Source organism: Burkholderia sp. Ac-20365 (genome assembly GCF_017104715.1).
Lineage (GTDB): Bacteria > Pseudomonadota > Gammaproteobacteria > Burkholderiales > Burkholderiaceae > Paraburkholderia.
The window spans coordinates 1-17,469 of sequence record NZ_JAAGPI010000054.1; the positions used below are offsets into that span (position 1 = coordinate 1).

10 protein-coding genes are annotated in these 17,469 nt (G+C 63.1%); 5 read left to right on the forward strand and 5 right to left on the reverse strand.

What is annotated here, in order from left to right; all coding sequences use genetic code 11:
* The 3 genes from G3O01_RS41440 to G3O01_RS41450 all read left to right on the forward strand — a co-directional run.
* Window positions 1-1,139 (forward strand): MdtA/MuxA family multidrug efflux RND transporter periplasmic adaptor subunit (locus tag G3O01_RS41440; RefSeq protein ID WP_205813274.1); only part of this gene is annotated, 1,139 nt, incomplete at its 5' end.
* Window positions 1,140-1,156: 17 nt separating this feature from the next.
* Complete coding sequence (locus tag G3O01_RS41445) at window positions 1,157-4,291, forward strand: MdtB/MuxB family multidrug efflux RND transporter permease subunit (protein ID WP_205813275.1); 3,135 nt, start codon at window positions 1,157-1,159, stop codon at window positions 4,289-4,291.
* A gap of 20 nt (window positions 4,292-4,311) precedes the next feature.
* Window positions 4,312-7,611, forward strand: coding sequence for an efflux RND transporter permease subunit (locus G3O01_RS41450; RefSeq protein WP_205813276.1), 3,300 nt, complete (start codon window positions 4,312-4,314; stop codon window positions 7,609-7,611).
* A gap of 790 nt (window positions 7,612-8,401) precedes the next feature.
* Here G3O01_RS41450 and G3O01_RS41455 read toward each other — a convergent pair.
* The 3 genes from G3O01_RS41455 to G3O01_RS41465 all read right to left on the reverse strand — a co-directional run bounded on the left by G3O01_RS41455 (window position 8,402) and on the right by G3O01_RS41465 (window position 10,970).
* On the reverse strand, window positions 8,402-8,866 hold the full coding sequence (locus G3O01_RS41455; protein ID WP_205813277.1) for a hypothetical protein: 465 nt from the start codon (window positions 8,864-8,866) through the stop codon (window positions 8,402-8,404).
* Between the two features lie 70 nt (window positions 8,867-8,936).
* A complete protein-coding gene (locus G3O01_RS41460; protein ID WP_205813278.1) occupies window positions 8,937-9,500 on the reverse strand; it encodes a peroxiredoxin in 564 nt (187 codons plus the stop codon).
* 147 nt (window positions 9,501-9,647) lie between these two features.
* On the reverse strand, window positions 9,648-10,970 hold the full coding sequence (locus G3O01_RS41465) for an EAL domain-containing protein (RefSeq protein ID WP_205813279.1): 1,323 nt from the start codon (window positions 10,968-10,970) through the stop codon (window positions 9,648-9,650).
* 314 nt (window positions 10,971-11,284) lie between these two features.
* Here G3O01_RS41465 and G3O01_RS41470 point away from each other — a divergent pair, with 314 nt between their 5' ends.
* Window positions 11,285-13,123 carry a sensor domain-containing phosphodiesterase gene (locus G3O01_RS41470; RefSeq protein WP_205813280.1) on the forward strand — a complete coding sequence of 613 codons (1,839 nt, stop codon included), beginning with the start codon at window positions 11,285-11,287 and terminating at the stop codon, window positions 13,121-13,123.
* 85 nt (window positions 13,124-13,208) lie between these two features.
* Window positions 13,209-14,666, forward strand: a complete 1,458-nt coding sequence (locus G3O01_RS41475; RefSeq protein ID WP_205813281.1) for an HDOD domain-containing protein — start codon at window positions 13,209-13,211, stop codon at window positions 14,664-14,666.
* 109 nt (window positions 14,667-14,775) lie between these two features.
* Here G3O01_RS41475 and G3O01_RS41480 read toward each other — a convergent pair whose 3' ends face one another.
* Window positions 14,776-16,131, reverse strand: coding sequence for an EAL domain-containing protein (locus tag G3O01_RS41480; protein WP_205813282.1), 1,356 nt, complete (start codon window positions 16,129-16,131; stop codon window positions 14,776-14,778).
* A gap of 312 nt (window positions 16,132-16,443) precedes the next feature.
* Window positions 16,444-17,235 (reverse strand): ABC transporter substrate-binding protein, encoded by a 792-nt coding sequence (locus G3O01_RS41485; RefSeq protein ID WP_205813283.1) that lies wholly within the window; start codon window positions 17,233-17,235, stop codon window positions 16,444-16,446.
* Window positions 17,236-17,469 lie beyond the last annotated feature (234 nt).

Genomic DNA, 17,469 nt, shown 5'->3' on the forward strand with positions numbered 1-17,469 from the left:
CGCAACCCGTTCATGTCGCGACCGTCAAACAAGGCGAAATGCCCGTCGTGCTGAACGCGCTCGGCACCGTCACGCCGCTCGCGAACGTCACGGTGCGTACGCAGTTATCGGGTGTGCTGCAAACGGTCGCCTTCCAGGAAGGCCAGATGGTCAAGAAAGGCGATCTGCTCGCGCAGGTCGACCCGCGTCCGTATCAGATCAGTCTTGCCAATGCCGAAGGCACGCTCGCCAAGGACATGGCGCTTCTGCAAACCGCCCGTCTCGACCTGAAGCGCTATCAGACACTGCTCTCGCAAGACTCGATCGCGAGCCAGCAGGTCGATACGCAGGCATCGCTCGTCAAGCAGTACGAAGGCCAGGTCAAGGCCGACCAGGCGAACATCGATACCTTCAAGCTCGATCTCACCTACGCGCGCATCACGGCGCCCGTCTCGGGCCGCGTCGGTTTGCGCCAGGTCGATGCCGGCAACTACGTGACGCCGGGCGACACGAACGGCGTCGTCGTGATCACGCAGTTGCAGCCGATCAGCGTGATCTTCACGACCTCCGAAGACAACCTGCCCGCCATCCTCAAGGGCATGCGCACGAACCAGAAGATGTCGGTGACCGCGTATGACCGCAGCAACGTGACGTCGCTCGAAGCCGGCTATCTGGAAACCATCGACAACCAGATCGATACCACCACGGGCACCGTGAAGCTGCGGGCGACCTTCCAGAACAACGAAGGCCTGCTGTTCCCGAATCAGTTCGTCAACACGCGCCTGCTGGTAAATGTCGTGAAGGACGCGGTGATCGTGCCGACTTCGGCCGTGCTGAACGGCTCGATGGGCGCGTTCGTGTATGTCGCGAAACCCGACAACACGGTGACGGTGCGCGCGGTGAAGGTCGGCCCCGTCGATGGCGAGCGCACCAGCATCGCGTCGGGCCTGCAGATCGGCGAACGCGTCGTGATCGACGGCTCGGACCGGTTGAAGGAAGGCGCAAAGATCACCATTCCGGCCGACCGTCCGCGCGGTGCGTCGGGCGCTTCCAGCGCTTCCGGCGCGTCGGCGGCGCATGCGGCATCCGGCGCATCGGGTGCATGGGGTGCGTCGGGCACGCGTCGTCACAAGCACGCGTCGCAGACGGCGGCGGAATAAGGCACGGCTGATACCGCATGAATCCATCTCGCGCCTTTATCCTGCGCCCGGTCGGCACCGCCCTTCTGATGGCGGCGATCATGCTGGTCGGGCTCGTCGCACTGCGTTTTCTGCCGCTGTCCGCACTGCCCGAAGTCGATTACCCGACCATCCAGGTGCAGACGTTCTATCCGGGCGCGAGCCCCGACGTCATGACGTCTTCCGTGACAGCCCCGCTCGAACGCCAGTTCGGGCAGATGCCGTCGCTGAACCAGATGTCGTCGCAAAGCTCGGCCGGCTCGTCGATCATCACGCTGCAGTTCAGTCTCGATCTGCCGCTCGACGTCGCCGAACAGGAAGTCCAGGCGGCCATCAACGCGGCGGGCAACCTGCTGCCGTCCGACCTGCCCGCGCCGCCGATCTACGCGAAGGTCAATCCCGCCGACGCGCCTATCCTGACGCTCGCGATCACGTCGAAGACACTGCCGCTCACGCAGATCCAGGACATCGCGGATACGCGTCTTGCGCAGAAGATCTCGCAGGTGGCGGGCGTCGGTCTGGTGAGTCTGTCGGGCGGCCAGCGCCCTGCCGTGCGCATCCAGGCCAATCCGCGTGCGCTCGCATCGTACGGGCTGAATCTCGACGATCTGCGCACCACGATCTCGAACCTGAACGTCAACACGCCGAAGGGCAACTTCGACGGCCCGACGCGCGCATACACGATCAACGCCAACGACCAGTTGACGGACGCCGACGCCTACAAGAGCGCCGTGGTCGCGTACAAGAACGGCCGCCCGGTAATGCTGACGGACGTCGCGACCATCGTATCGGGCGCGGAGAACACCAAGCTCGGCGCGTGGGTCGACAGCACGCCTGCGATCATCCTGAACGTGCAGCGCCAGCCCGGCGCCAACGTGATCCAGGTGGTCGACAGCATCAAGAAGCTGCTGCCGCAGTTGCAACAGTCTCTGCCCGCCGCGCTCGACGTGCAGGTCGTCACCGACCGCACCACGACGATCCGTGCGTCGGTGCGCGACGTGCAGTTCGAACTGCTGATGTCGGTCGTGCTGGTCGTGCTGGTGATGTATCTGTTCCTCGCGAATATTTACGCGACCATCATTCCGAGTCTGTCGGTGCCGTTGTCGCTGATCGGCACGCTCGCGGTGATGTATCTGTGCGGCTTCTCGCTCGACAATCTCTCGCTGATGGCGTTGACGATCGCAACCGGCTTCGTGGTCGACGATGCGATCGTGATGATCGAAAACATCGCGCGCTATGTCGAGGAAGGCGAGTCGCCTCTCGAAGCCGCGCTGAAAGGCTCGAAGCAGATCGGCTTCACGATCATCTCGCTGACGGTGTCGCTGATTGCCGTGCTGATCCCGCTGCTCTTCATGGGCGACGTGGTCGGCCGCTTGTTCCATGAGTTCGCGATCACGCTCGCGGTGACCATCGTGATTTCGGCCGTCGTGTCGCTGACGCTCGTGCCGATGATGTGCGCAAAGCTGTTGCGCCACACGCCGCCCAAGGAAAGCCACCGTTTCGAGGCGCGCGCGCACGCGGCTATCGACTGGGTGATCGCGCGCTACGCCGTCGCGCTCGAGTGGGTGCTCAACCGGCAGCGCTCGACGCTCGTCGTTGCCGTGCTCACGCTCGTGCTGACTGGCGTGCTGTACGTGTACATTCCGAAGGGCTTTTTCCCGACGCAGGATACGGGTGTGATCCAGGCGATCACGCAGGCGCCGCAGTCGGTGTCGTACGCGTCGATGGCCGAGCGTCAGCAGCAACTGGCCGCGCAGATTCTCAAGAATCCGAATGTGGACAGCCTGACGTCGTTCATCGGCGTGGACGGCAGCAACATCACGCTGAACAGCGGCCGCATGCTGATCAACCTGAAGCCGCGCGACGACCGCGACGCGACGGCCAGCGAGGTGATCCGCCAGTTGCAGCGCGAGACTTCGCATATTCCGGGCGCCACGCTTTACATGCAGCCGGTGCAGGACCTGACCATCGATTCGACGGTGAGCCCGACGCAGTATCAGTTCATGCTGACCGATCCGAATATCGACGAATTCTCGACGTGGGTGCCGAAGCTGATGGATCGCCTCGCGCAATCGCCCGAAATCGTCGACGTCGCGACCGATCTGCAGAACAACGGCCAGTCGGTCTATGTGGAAATCGACCGGGCCTCGGCAGCGCGCTACGGCATCACGCCCGCTACCGTCGACAACGCGCTGTACGACGCATTCGGCCAGCGCATCATCTCGACGATCTTCACGCAGTCGAACCAGTACCGCGTGATTCTCGAAGCGCAGCCGACCATGCAGCACTACACGGAGTCGCTGAACTCGATCTATCTGCCGTCGTCGACGTCGTCGGGCGGACAGGTGCCGCTGAACTCGATTGCGAGCTTCCACGAACAGCCCGCGCCGCTGCTCGTCACGCACCTGAGCCAGTTCCCGGCCACGACGGTGTCGTTCAACCTGGCGCCAGGCGCATCGCTTGGCGAAGCCGTGAAGGCAATCGAACAGGCGGAGAAAGATATCGGCCTGCCCGCTTCGTTCCAGACGCGCTTCCAGGGCGCGGCGCTCGCGTTCCAGGCGTCGCTGTCGAACGAACTGTTCCTGATCCTCGCGGCCATCGTCACGATGTATATCGTGCTCGGCGTGCTGTACGAGAGCTTCGTGCACCCGATCACGATTCTCTCGACGCTGCCGTCGGCGGGTGTCGGCGCGTTGCTCGCGCTGCTGGTGACGGGGCATGACCTCGACATCATCGGCATTATCGGCATCGTGCTGCTGATCGGTATCGTGAAGAAGAACGCGATCATGATGATCGACTTCGCGCTCGAAGCGGAGCGCGAGCATGGCAAGCCGCCGCGCGAGGCGATCTATCAGGCGTGTCTGCTGCGCTTCCGCCCTATCCTGATGACGACCATGGCGGCGCTGCTCGGCGCGCTGCCGCTGATGCTCGGCACGGGCGCGGGTTCGGAGCTGCGCCGGCCGCTCGGTATCGCGATCGCGGGCGGTCTGATCGTCAGCCAGTTGCTGACGCTCTTCACGACGCCCGTGATCTATCTCGGCTTCGATTCGATTGCGCGGCGCCTGCGCGCGCGCTTTCATCGTGACCATGGCGACGGTCAAACCCGGCCGCCCGTCACCGACGCCGACGTCTGAATGAAGAGGCCGAACCACCGATGAACCTGTCGCGCCCCTTCATTCAACGCCCGGTCGCCACCACACTGCTTGCCATCGGCATTGCGCTGGCGGGCCTGTTCGCGTTTTCGAAGCTGCCCGTCGCGCCGCTGCCGCAGGTCGATTTCCCGACCATCTCGATTCAGGCGAGCCTGCCGGGCGCAAGCCCGGAAACGGTGGCAACCAGCGTCGCGAGTCCACTCGAACGGCATCTGGGCACGATCGCCGACGTCACCGAGATGACCTCGTCGAGCTCCGTCGGCTCGGCGCGCATCACCATGCAGTTCGGGCTGAACCGCAATATCGACGGCGCCGCGCGCGACGTGCAGGCGGCCATCAACGCGGCACGCGCCGACCTGCCCGCGAGCCTGCGCCAGAACCCGACGTATCACAAGGTCAACCCCGCCGACGCGCCGATCCTGATTCTCGCGCTCACATCGAAGACAATGACGGCGGGCCAGTTGTACGACTCGGCGGCAACCGTCCTGCAGCAGTCGCTGTCGCAGGTGGACGGTGTCGGTGAAGTCGATGTGAGCGGCTCGGCGAACCCGGCCGTGCGCGTCGAACTGGAGCCGCAGGCGCTCTTCCACTACGGCATCGGTCTCGAAGACGTGCGGGCGGCGCTCGCGTCGGCGAATGCGAACAGCCCGAAAGGCTCGATTGAATTCGGCCCGAACCGCGTGCAGCTGTACACCAACGACCAGGCCAAGAAAGCGTCGCAGTACAAGGACCTCGTGATCGCGTACCGCGACGGCGCGGCCGTGCATCTGTCCGATGTCTCCGAAGTGGTCGATTCCGTCGAAGACCTGCGCAACCTCGGCCTGATGAACAACGAGCGCTCGGTACTCGTGATTCTTTACCGGCAGCCGGGCGCGAACATCATCGAGACCATCGACCGCGTGAAGGCGATGATTCCGCAGCTGAAGGCGTCCTTGCCCGCCGCCGTCGAAGTCACGCCGACCGCCGACCGCTCCACCACGATCCGCGCGTCGCTGAAAGACACGCAGTACACGCTGATCATCGCCGTCGCGCTGGTCGTGATGGTCGTGTTCCTGTTCCTGCGCAACTGGCGCGCGACGCTGATTCCGAGCGTGGCCGTGCCGATCTCGATCATCGGCACGTTTGCGGCGATGTATCTGCTCGGCTTTTCGATCGACAACCTGTCGCTGATGGCGCTGACCATCGCGACGGGCTTCGTGGTCGACGATGCCATCGTCGTACTGGAAAACATCGAGCGGCATATCGAGAGCGGCATGCCGCGCATGAAAGCGGCCTTTGTCGGTGCGCGCGAAGTGGGCTTCACGGTGATGTCGATCAGCATCTCGCTCGTCGCCGTGTTCCTGCCCATTCTGCTGATGGGCGGGATTGTCGGTCGGCTGTTCCGCGAGTTTGCGCTGACGCTGTCGCTGGCGATTGGTGTGTCGCTCATCGTATCGCTGACGCTCACGCCGATGATGTGTTCGCGGCTGCTGTCCGAGCCGCACGAAAAGAAGCAGGAAGGCCGTTTTGCGCGTGCGCTGGAGCGCGGCTTCAACTGGATGCAGCGCGGCTATGCGCGCACGCTTGGCTGGTCCCTGCTGCATCCCCGGCTGATTCTCGTCGTGCTGATCGCGACGATCGGGCTGAATGTGTATCTGTACATCATCGTGCCGAAGGGCTTTTTCCCGCAGCAGGACACGGGGCGCCTCGTGGGCGGCATTCAGGCTGACCAGTCCACGTCGTTCCAGGCGATGAAGATCAAGTTCTCCGAGATGATGAAGATCGTCCAGGCGAACCCTGCCGTCGATAGCGTGGTCGGCTTCACGGGCGGACGGCAGACCAACTCGGGCTTCATGTTCGTATCGCTCAAGCCGAAGAGCGAGCGCAAGATTTCCGCCGATCAGGTAATCCAGCAGCTACGCGGGCCGCTGTCGGATGTTGCGGGCGCGCGCACGTTCCTGCAGGCGGTGCAGGACATACGCGTCGGCGGCCGGCAGTCGAACGCGCAATATCAGTTCACGCTGCTCTCGGACACCACGGCCGATCTCTACAAATGGGCGCCGATTCTGACGGAAGCGTTGCAGAAGCGTCCCGAGCTCACCGACGTCAACTCAGACCAGCAGCAAGGCGGTCTCGAGGCGATGGTGACGATCGACCGCGCCACGGCAGCGCGCCTGAACATCAAGCCCGCGCAGATTGACAACACGCTGTACGACGCGTTCGGCCAGCGCCAGGTGTCGACCATCTACAACCCGTTGAACCAGTATCACGTGGTGATGGAAGTGGCGCCGAAATACTGGCAGAGCCCGGACATCCTGAAGCAGGTGTGGGTCAGCACGTCGGGCGGCAGCGCGAGCGGCGCGCAGTCGACCAACGCGACGGCGGGCACGGTGACGTCGGCGGCGACGTCGAGCGCGTCGACGGGCGGCACGGGCGGCACGACGTCATCGAGTGCGGCCGCCGTCGCAGGCGATGCCGCGCGCAATCTCGCGAACAATTCGATTGCGGCGAGCGGCAAGTCGAGCGCATCGACGGGCGCGGCTGTGTCGACATCGAAGGAAACGATGATTCCGTTGTCCGCGATCGCGAGCTTCGGGCCGGGCAATACGCCGCTGGCTGTGAATCACCAGAGCCAGTTCGTTGCGTCGACGATTTCGTTCAATCTGCCGCCGGGCAAGTCGTTATCGGAGGCGACGCAGATCATCTATGACACGATGGCCGAGATCGGCATGCCCGCGACGATTCACGGCAGTTTCCAGGGCACGGCGCAGGCGTTCCAGCAATCAATGTCCGACCAGCCGATTCTGATTCTTGCTGCGCTGGCGGCTGTTTATATCGTGCTGGGGATCCTGTATGAGAGTTATATTCATCCGCTGACTATCTTGTCGACGTTGCCGTCGGCGGGTGTCGGTGCACTGCTCGCGTTGCTGCTGTTCAATACGGAGTTCAGCATCATTGCGTTGATTGCTGTGATCCTGCTGATTGGTATCGTGAAGAAGAACGCGATCATGATGGTCGATTTTGCGATCGATGCTTCACGTAAAGGGCTTTCTTCTCGTGATGCGATTGAGCAGGCTTGTCTGCTGCGGTTCCGGCCGATCATGATGACTACCTGCGCTGCGTTGCTTGGGGCTTTGCCGCTTGCGTTTGGGCGCGGTGAAGGAGCAGAACTGCGTGCTCCCCTAGGCCTGGCTATTGTTGGCGGGCTTATCGTTAGTCAGATGCTTACGCTGTATACGACTCCCGTTGTGTATCTGTATATGGATCGGATTCGGGTTCGGTGGGAGGGTAGACGGGCTAAGGGTGCTCAGTCGGCGGCGTAAGGTTTGGTTTTAGGTTTTTTGGTTTTGTCTCGCGACGCTGGGTTGGTTCGCTTGTGTTTGCGCTGGCATCCGCGTGGCGCCTACGCGGCGCAGGCGTTGCCCCTGTGCGGGGCGGCACCTACTTTTCTTTGCCGCGGCAAAGAAAAGTAGGCAAAAGAAAGCCGCTGAACACCGCTAGTTCTTGTTTCCGCCTGAGGGCCCCCAACGGGTCCTCTCCTTCATGCGGCGTCGCTCTTCTCGACGCCCGCTGCCAACGCTTCGAATTGGCTCATCACCCGCTCCACACGCCCGCGTCGCCACACGCGCGATCAAATCTCCCACGTTCTATAGCGGCAAACTGTGTGTCGGCTCGCGCGGCTTATGCGCTCCACTCCGGACTGAAAAGCACGATTGGTGTCGTAAGAGCGCTGAGGTGTGGAGCACTACGACCTACACACAGTTTGCCACCTGGGCGGCCGTAATCATTCGCTGCCGCTGACTGCGCTACGGGTGATTGAAGTGGGTGAGGCGTTGATTCGAAGCGCGGGCAACGGGCGGTGAATGGCAGAACGCCGTGTGAAGCGGAGGAACCGTTGGGGGCCCTCAGGCAGTGGTCAAAAACGGGCGGTGTTAGCCCGCTTTCTTTGCTTACTTTCTTTGCGGCGGCAAAGAAAGTAAGTGCCGCCCCGCACAGGGGCAACGCTTGAACAAGGCAAAACGAAACGCGGATGCCAGTGACAACAAAAGCAGACCAAACAAAGCGTCGCAAGACAAAACCAAAAACCAAACCAAACCAAACCAAACCAAAACCTTAAAGCTTCTGCGCCATCGCAAGATCAAAAATCCTGACCCACTGTCGCGCCTCGCGTTCAGACCCAACGGGCAACCGCCATTCAGGATGCGCAGCATCTTTAACATCAAGCTTGACCTGCCAGCGCTCACCATCCCGCACGGGCTGCGCCTCACGAAGATCAGCAAAAATATACGACCCACGCAAACCCGCAACCTGCAGATCACACAGCCGCTTGCCGGCAGCCAGCCTCACCCCACCCCACTCGCCCTTGAGTTCGTGAGTCCAGTCACCATCGCGGATATTCGCCGACACTTCTTTATGCCGACGCCACCACCACGCTAACGCAGCCAGCACCAGCGCCGCGGCAAGCACAGCCGCCCCAACCGCCACACCCAACCCAAAATGCGCCGACAGCGCGTGAAACGCCTCCACGCACCCATAAATCAAAGCGATCAGAACAAACAGCGCAACGACAATAGGCATGGCAACGTCCCCGGCAGAACGGCGCGGCCAACGCATCCATCAAACACCGCGCCGCGAAACTGAAATACCCTCAGGGCGCCTTGTGAGTCGCCGCCCACTGCTTGACGGCCTGCATCGTGTTCTCGACATGCTTGTCGGGCGACAGGCTCGTGTATTCGTAGAGAATCTTGCCGTCGGGCGCAATCACATACGACACGCGGTTCGCCATCGATGCATGCATCGGCAAGCCCGCGTCGTACGCGTTGATGACCTTCGAGTCGGGATCCGCGGCCACCGGGAATTTGCTGCGGCATTCGCTAACCGAGAACTTCGTCAACGTGTCGATGTTGTCGTGCGACACGCCAATCACCGTCGCACCGTATTTCTTGTATTCGTCGACGGCTTCCGCGAATTCGTGCGCCTCGATCGTGCAGCCCTTCGTGAACGCGGCCGGATAGAAGTACAGCACCACCGGACCCTTCTTCAGCGCGTCGGCAAGCTCATACGTGTAGGTCTTGCCGCCCAACGATGCTTCCGTCGTGAAGTCCGGCGCATTGTCGCCAGGCTTGAGCGTCGCGCTCGCCGTCAGCGCATGCAGCGACAATCCCGCGCACAGCACAGCCGCCAGCGCGAACGGCACAATCTTCTGCTTCATGTCGAGTCCTCGAATCGTAAGCGCACGATGCGCGTGCAACGACCCGCGACGCCCGTCCGACTGCACGGCGCGTCGCAGTCACCAGCTTTCGCCCCATATTGGACCACGTTTGACGATCGAGCGTCGCCCGTCGGACAGGAACCGCGCTCAGTCGCCCAGATGCGCGCCAAACCACGCCGCCGCCGACAGATTCAGCTCGGCCAGCACGATCGGCGTGAGCGCGCTGAATTCCTGCAGCGTCTGGGCGCTCGCAATGGCCGCGGCATCCTGCGCCTCGCCCGCCGCTTCCGCGATGCTCAGCAGCGCGCCCATCGGCCCCGCACGCTCGACGATCGCGTCGCGGATCATCGGCGACAGGTCGAGCGGATCGAGCGTCGCGTCCGGCGTCGAATCGACCAGCACGTGCACCAGCGAGAATACGCCCGTCAGGAACGCTGCATCGGCGAATGCTTCGTCGTTCGGGTGAATCCAGCGCGCGGCCAGTTCCATGAAACGCGCGCGCGTACCCGCCAGTTGCACGAGAGGATCGGAGCGCCACGGCAGGTCGCCGCCGCCTGCATACAGCAGCAGTTGCGCCCAGCGCGCGATCTGCCGCGTGCCGGTCGCGATGATCGCCTCACGCAGCGACGCGATGTTGCGCCCCAGCCCAAACGCGCTCGAATTGACGAGCCGCAACAACTGCATCACGACATTCGGATTGCGCTTGAGCTCGTCTTCGAGTTCGACGATGCCCGCGTCGCGCGCGAGTAGCGCCAGCAGACGCAGCAGCGACGTGCGCGACGAGCGTGTGCGGCGCGTCGACAATACCTGCGGCCGCGCGAAGAAATAACCCTGAAAGAGATCGAAGCCCAGTTCGCGGGCGAGCGCGAAGTCTTCGCGCGTCTCGACCTTCTCGGCGATCAGCGTCTTGCCGTGCTTCGCGAGTGTCCGCGCGAGATCGGGCAGTTGCGCGCGGTCGGTCTGCAGAAAATCGACCTTGACGATATCCGCATAAGGCAGCACGGCGAGCAGGTTCGGCGACAGCTCGCAGACGTCGTCGAGCGCGACCCGGAAGCCCGCGCGGCGCAAGTCGGCAACGCGCGCGATCAGACGGGCGTCGAACTGCACCGTCTCGAGAATTTCGAGCACGAAGCGCTCGGGCTCCATCAGATGCACGATGTCGTCGAACAGCAGTTCGCGGCCGATATTCACATAACCGCGATGCGTGCCGAGTACGGACGGCACGCCAATGCTGCCGATCGTGCGCACCACCACCTGCGCGGTGGCCTGCGCATCGTCGGAGACCTGCGCATAGTTTTGCGCGCTGCCGCGAAAGAGCAGTTCGTAAGCGTGCAGCGCGCCGTCGCGGTCGAGAATCGGCTGACGGCCGACGTAGACGAACTGTGCCGAGGAGATTGCCTCGTCCTCCTCGCCTGCTTGCGCAAACGTTTGGGGGCGGCCGGCTTCGTCGTTTTGAAACGGATCAGACATTTTTCACGGCTGGCTGCTTGGATTCGGAAAACGGCATGCTTGCGGGGACACGAGCTTGCGTTACATCAATAGCAATATAACGGAGCGCGTTCGCCGCCACTTTAGCGGAATCCACCCGCGATGCACAGGCATTGGCAGCGGCCGCGAATCCTTACCCTATGTTATGTCGCTTTTTATGTCAGAAAGCTAAAGATTCTGCGACAAACGTCGATAACCCGTTCTGATGGACGGCCTCGCGTCTGCCCCGATCAGTCAGTCGACGGGCTTCGCAGGGACGTCCAGCCTCACGACGAACCGGGTAGTCAGCGACACACATGGAAGCGACCAGGATCACCCCAGCCCGCCGGGGCTTGCTGCGCACGGCGATCGAGCGATTGCGCGCGGTCCGTCAGCCCGCGCGCGCGACGGTCGCGCCAGCCGCCCCGAGCTCGCCAGGTGTCACGCATGGGCTCGAACAGGCCGCGCTCGCCGTCGACTTCCTCGCGCACGTGGCACGCAACCTCACCTTTCTGTATGTCTCCGAGGCGAGCCTGCGCTTCATCGGCTATCACCGCGAGTATCTGCAGACGGTCACGCTGCACGAACTCGTCGCGCCCAGCGACGTAGCGCGCCTCGACGCCGCGCTGCGCCGCGCCGACGAAAGCGGCGCCGTCGAGAAAGTCACGCTGGATCTGATCAAGTCGCTCACCTACCCCGTGCCCGTCGAGCTGCGCATTGCGCGCAACTGCCACGACGGCATCGAAGGCTATGCGGTCGCCGGTTTCGACGTGGCGAGCTGGCGCGCAACGGAAGCCAGCCTCAAGCATCAGCTGCATCACGACAACCTGACGGGCCTCTCGAACGTGCCCGCGCTTGTCGATGAGATGCGTCACGCGCAGCAGAAGGCGGACGCGACGGGCAAGTCGGCCGCCCTGCTGCTGCTCGATATCGACGACTACCAGCGCGTGAACCGCGCGCTCGGCTACGACGCCGGCGATGAAATGCTGCGTGACACCGCGCGCCGCCTGTCCAACATGACGACGCAAGGCGAGCTGATCGCGCGCATTTCCAGCGACGAATTCGCGATCCTGCTGCCGCCCGCGCATTCGCGCGCCGATGCCGCCATCGCCGCCGAAGCGCTCGCGCGGCGTCTGCTGACGGCGATCCAGCAGCCGTACACGTTCAATCGCCAGCCGGTGCATCTGTCGGCGAGCGTCGGCATTGCGCTCTATCCCGACACGCAGCACACGGGCGAATCGAGCGAAGGCGCCTCGCGCGACAGCCAGCTGCTGCGCTGGGCGGACCACGCGCTCGCGCGCGCCAAGGCCGCGGGCGGCAACACGCTCGCGTTCTACGTGCCCGACGACAGCCCCGCCGACGCCGAGCGCCTGAAGCTCGAATCGGATCTGTACGACGGCGTGCGCAACGGCGAATTCTCGCTGCACTTCCAGCCGATCACCAGCAGCCAGTCGCACGGCGTGGTCGGCGTCGAGGCGCTGATCCGGTGGCAGCATCCGGTGCATGGCCTCGTGCCGCCGTCGATGTTCATTCCGCTCGCGGAGTCCGTCGGCCTCATCAACTATCTGGGCAACTGGGTGCTGAAGGCCGCGTGCATGCAGCTGATCCGCTGGGACACGCAAGGCATCCGCCTGCAATACGTGGCCGTCAACGTGTCGCCGCAGCAGTTCCGCGATCCGCGCTTCAAGGAAAGCGTGCGCGAAGCGATCGCGCTCACGGGCATCGATCCGCACCGGCTCGTGTTCGAGATCACGGAAAGCCTGCTGATGCACGATCCGCAGCACGCCACCGCGCTGCTCGAAGAACTGACGGGCATCGGCATCCGCTTCGCCGTCGACGATTTCGGCACGGGCTATTCGAGCCTTGCGTATCTGCAACGCTTCCCGCTCGCCAAACTGAAAATCGACCGGAGCTTTGTGGAGAATCTGCTCACTTCGCGCAACGATCAGGCGATCGTCAGCGCTGTGGTCGGTCTTGCGCAGACACTCGATCTCGAACTCGTCGCCGAAGGCGTCGAGACGGAAGAACAGCGCAGCCTGCTGACCGAGATGGGTTGCGACCACATTCAGGGATGGGTCGTCTGCAAGGCGCTGCCATCGGAAGAACTCGCTCAGCGCTTCGAATCGCGCTCGCTTCATGTGCATGGTGAAGCGTGACCAAGATGACGCGTATCGATACCGCGCACCCGCTACGCGATGACGTGGCACTCACTGGAACCTGTATGCCTCTTGCGGAACTCTCATGCTAAAGGCTGCCCTGCTTGACCGGCTTTGGGCTCGCATGAACGAGCGCGGCGATTTTCCGATGCTGCAGCAGTCGCTCCGCACGACGATGGCCGCGATGAATAACGACGACCTCGATTTCAGCGCACTCGTGCAGATCGTGCTCTCCGACTTCGCGCTGACACAGAAGGTGCTGCGTCTCGCGAATTCGGCGATGTACATGGCGTTCGGCGGCAACATCACGACCGTCTCGCGCGCGCTGATGGTGCTCGGCATGGATGCCGTCGGGCATCTCGTCGTCGGCCTGAAGATCGTCGATCACTTTCATCACAGCGCGCCGCGCCGTATCGACGCCAAGCTCGAACTCAACCGCACGATGCTGTCGGGCTGCGTCGCGCGCAAGCTCACCGAGCGCGGCGATCTGCGCGACGGCGAAGAGGCTGTTGTCTGCACGTTGATGCGGCAGATCGGCAAGCTGCTGGTGGTGTTCTATCTCGACGCCGAGTGGGACCAGATTCGCCGCCAGGTCGATACGGGCATGGGCGAAAACGAAGCCTGCGACAGCGTGCTCGGCGTGACCTTCCATGAGATCGGACTCGAAGCGGCGACGCGCTGGCGTCTGCCGGAGATGATCCGCGTCGGCATGTCCGAGTTCGATCCGCTGCAGCAGGACGAACCGCGCCAGGTGCAATGGCTGCGCGCGATCACGAATTACTCGACGGAAGTCGCGAACGTGCTGACGCAGCCGCATCTGCCGAAGGCGCAGCGCGACGTGCGTATTGCCGAACTGGCGCAGCGCTACAGCCGCACGCTCAACACCGAACCCGACGTGCTGGTCGAAATGAGCCTGACGCTCGCCGAAGAAGAAACCCGTGACGGCGTGATGCGCGAAATCTTCGAATTGCGCGCGAACGCCGATGCGATTGCGCGCCAGTCACTCGATCCTGAGTCGTGCATCCGCGCGGGCGTCGGTGAATTGCAGGCGCTGCCGAGCGACAGCGGGCTCGCGCCTGCGCTCGCGATGGCATCGGAGACCGTGCTTGCGGGCTTGCAGTTCGAGCGCACCGTCGTGTTCGTTCGCCATGGCAGCGGCATCTTCAAGGCGACGATGGGATTCGGCGCGAGGATCGACGCCGCGCTGCCGAAGCTCAGCTTCGCGACGGCCTTCCAGCCCGATGTGTTTCATCTCGCGATCGCGAATTCGGTAGGCATCTTCATCGAGAATGCACGCGACCCGAAGATGCATGCGCGTTTGCCCGACTGGTATCGCCGCGCGTTCCAGGACGTGCACTCGTTCGTGCTGCTGCCTGTGGTGCTGGAGAACAAGTCGACGGTTGCGCTGCTGTATGGCGACTGGGCGCATCATGACGTGCCGCGCCGCATTTCACAGCGAGAAATGGCTGCGCTCAATGAACTCGCGCGAGAGTTGGGAAGGTTCTTTGCGCATGCGCCTGTGAGTGAAGTCGAGACGCTTTAATCGACGCGCTTTAATCGACGCGTTTTATACCGCGTTTCAACGGGCACCTTGCGTGCCCTCTTCTACCGACATGCGCGGCTCAGGCATACGAGCCGCGCATCGTCCTGCATCAATCCTCGATCCGCTCCAGCCCTGAAGCCTCCGCGCTGCGATCCGCAATGCCCGCCCATGCGGCAGCGACCAGCCCCATCTGCGCGATATCGAGCACCTGCAGCCCTTCCAGCTTCGCGCTGATACGCTCGATCTCATCCCACGCACCGCGCTCCAGCGCCTCGACCACCGAGAGCAAGGTTCCGAGCACGCCTTCGCGCAGCAGGATGGCATCGCGAATCGGCTTGGACAATGCCAGCACATTGAGCGTGTGTTCGAGCGAACCGCCGAACACGGAATCGACGAACGAAAACACGCCCGTGAGAAACGCCGCATCGGCTTCGTCGCGGCCCGCTTCAGGCAGGCGTTCGACAGCCAGTTCCATGAAACGCGCACGCGTCGCGGCGAGTTGCAGCAGCGGATCGTCTTCGAGCGCAACCTTGCGGCCGTCCGCGTACAGCAGCAACTGCGTCCAACGCGCGATACGGTTCGTGCCCGTTGCGTTGATCGCCTCGCGCAGCGTCGTGACCTTGCGGCCCATCGCGAGACCGCTCGAATTCGCGAGACGCATCAGATGCATGACGAGCACCGGGTTCAGCTTAAGCTCCGCTTCGAGCTGCGCGACGGTCGGCTCGCCGCCGAGCAGTTGCAGCAGATTCAGCAGCGCGTGGCGCGGCGCGCTGACCTTGCGTGCCGCCGCACCCTGCGGATGCACGAAGTAAAAACCCTGAAAGCGGTCGAAGCCGAGGTTGAACGCCTGTTCGAACACCTCCTGCGATTCCACACCCTGCGCGATCAGCAGCTTGCCCGCCGATTTCAGGACGCTTGCGAACTTCGGCAGCATCGTCTGCGGGATGCGGTTCATGTCGACCTTCACCGCGTCCGCATAGGGCAGCAGGCGAGCGAAGGTCTCGTTGGCCTGGGCGACGTTGTCGATCACGAAGCGATAGCGGCGGCCGTGAAGTTCGACAATGCGCGCGATCAGCAGATCGTCGGCGACGATATCGGACGGCAGCTCGAACATGAAGCGCTCGGCGGGCAGGCTGCGGATCGCGTCGTCGAACAGCAGTTCGCGCGTGACAGGCAGATAGCCAGCATGATTGGCGAGCGCCGCGCGCACGTCGGGCTGCAGAACGGCCTGAATGATGACGGCCGCGGCACTCGCTTGCGCCTTTTGCGGCGCGGCTTCCGAATCCGGTTCGCCGGATTCGCCCAATTCAGCGGCTGGCGTTTGATAGAGCTTGAGTTCGAACGCGCACAACATGTTGTCGCGATTCAGGATGGGCTGGCGGGCAAACGAAACGTTTGCGCGTGCGCCCGGCGCGATGCCCGGAACGCTCTCTGCCTGGCGTTCCTCGACTGCGTTGGTGGTCATTCCGGTCCCCTGTCCGGCCAGCGTCTGCGCCTGAGCGCCTACACCGGTCTCATGCAAGTAGTTGTGGCGAAGCTCGGCGCTTCGTGCTCTCGTCTGTTCGGTATCGTTCTGGCGGCTTTGTCCGGCATGTCCACCCGCGACATGTCGAGCCGTCTTTCCTCGTGCGCCAATTCTAGCGCAGGCAGACTTCCACGGGGACCCGGCGATGCGAAAAAAGACCCTGAAACAAGGCAGAAAAACAAAACCGGCCGCTAGAAGCGGCCGGTTCGAAAGTCGGTTCCGGCGCAACGATCTGCGCCGGTTACGCTTGCATTACTTCAGCGTGACCTTGACGTCGAAGTACTTCGCGGCGAGCCGGTCGATCGTGCCGTCTGCCTTCAGTTCCTTGAGCGCCTGATTGACGGCGTCCTTCAACTGGGCGTCGCCCTTGCGCAGACCGAAGCCGACGCCCGAGCCAAGCAGTTTTTCGTCCGACACGGCGGGACCGGCGAATTCGAAGCCTGCCCCTTGCGGCTTCTTGAGGAAGCCCTTGGATGCCGCTTCCGCGTCCTGGAACGACGCATCGAGACGTCCGGCGACGAGGTCCGCGTAGACCTGGTCCTGCGTCTGATAAGGAATCACGTCGACGCCGGCGGGCGCCCACTTCGCCTTCGCGTAGGTTTCCTGGATCGTGCCCTGCAGCACGCCAACATGCTTGCCCTTCAGCGATGCCGCCGTGGGCTGCAAGCCGCTGCCCTTCTTCGCGATCATCTGGTTGGGGATCACGTAGATGGGGTCGGTGAAGTCGATCACGGCGCGGCGCTGGTCGGTAATCGACATGTCCGAGTTGATCGCGTTGAACTTGCGCGCCTGCAGTGCGGGAATCAGGCCGTCGAACGCATTCTCGACCCACACGCACTTCGCCTTCAGCTTGGCGCAGACGGCATTGCCGATGTCGATGTCGAAGCCTTGCAGCTCGCCAGCAGGCGACTTCGATTCGAACGGCGCATAGGACGCCTCGACGCCGAAGCGGATTTCCCTGATTTCTGCGGCCGATACGTTTGCTGCCATCGTGGCGCCCGTCAGTGCGACGAGCGCGGCCATCTTTTGCCAACTCATTTTCATCGAAACTTTTCCTCAAGAAGTGCCGGTGGGCGGCATGCACCGCCCTGGGCGTGCGCGGATCATTGCAACGCCAAAAATGCGGTACAAACGCCCTCGCCCCGTTTGATGCAGCGCACAAGACGACGCGAGCGCGGGATTTTACAGGGTCTCGCCCGGTCGCCCCATCAACAAGACTGACTCTGCATGTCTGGCCGCCGCTGACCTGAGCGGCACAATTCCGAAAAAATCTGTCGC

What these genes read in the sequence shown, in the direction of transcription:
- G3O01_RS41445 (WP_205813275.1), top strand. Translation starts at nt 1,157, where the DNA reads ATGAATCCATCTCGCGCCTTTATCCTGCGCCCGGTCGGCACCGCCCTT.
- G3O01_RS41450 (WP_205813276.1), top strand. Translation starts at nt 4,312, where the DNA reads ATGAACCTGTCGCGCCCCTTCATTCAACGCCCGGTCGCCACCACACTG.
- G3O01_RS41455 (WP_205813277.1), bottom strand. Translation starts at nt 8,866, where the DNA reads ATGCCTATTGTCGTTGCGCTGTTTGTTCTGATCGCTTTGATTTATGGG.
- G3O01_RS41460 (WP_205813278.1), bottom strand. Translation starts at nt 9,500, where the DNA reads ATGAAGCAGAAGATTGTGCCGTTCGCGCTGGCGGCTGTGCTGTGCGCG.
- G3O01_RS41465 (WP_205813279.1), bottom strand. Translation starts at nt 10,970, where the DNA reads ATGTCTGATCCGTTTCAAAACGACGAAGCCGGCCGCCCCCAAACGTTT.
- G3O01_RS41470 (WP_205813280.1), top strand. Translation starts at nt 11,285, where the DNA reads ATGGAAGCGACCAGGATCACCCCAGCCCGCCGGGGCTTGCTGCGCACG.
- G3O01_RS41475 (WP_205813281.1), top strand. Translation starts at nt 13,209, where the DNA reads ATGCTAAAGGCTGCCCTGCTTGACCGGCTTTGGGCTCGCATGAACGAG.
- G3O01_RS41480 (WP_205813282.1), bottom strand. Translation starts at nt 16,131, where the DNA reads ATGACCACCAACGCAGTCGAGGAACGCCAGGCAGAGAGCGTTCCGGGC.
- G3O01_RS41485 (WP_205813283.1), bottom strand. Translation starts at nt 17,235, where the DNA reads ATGAAAATGAGTTGGCAAAAGATGGCCGCGCTCGTCGCACTGACGGGC.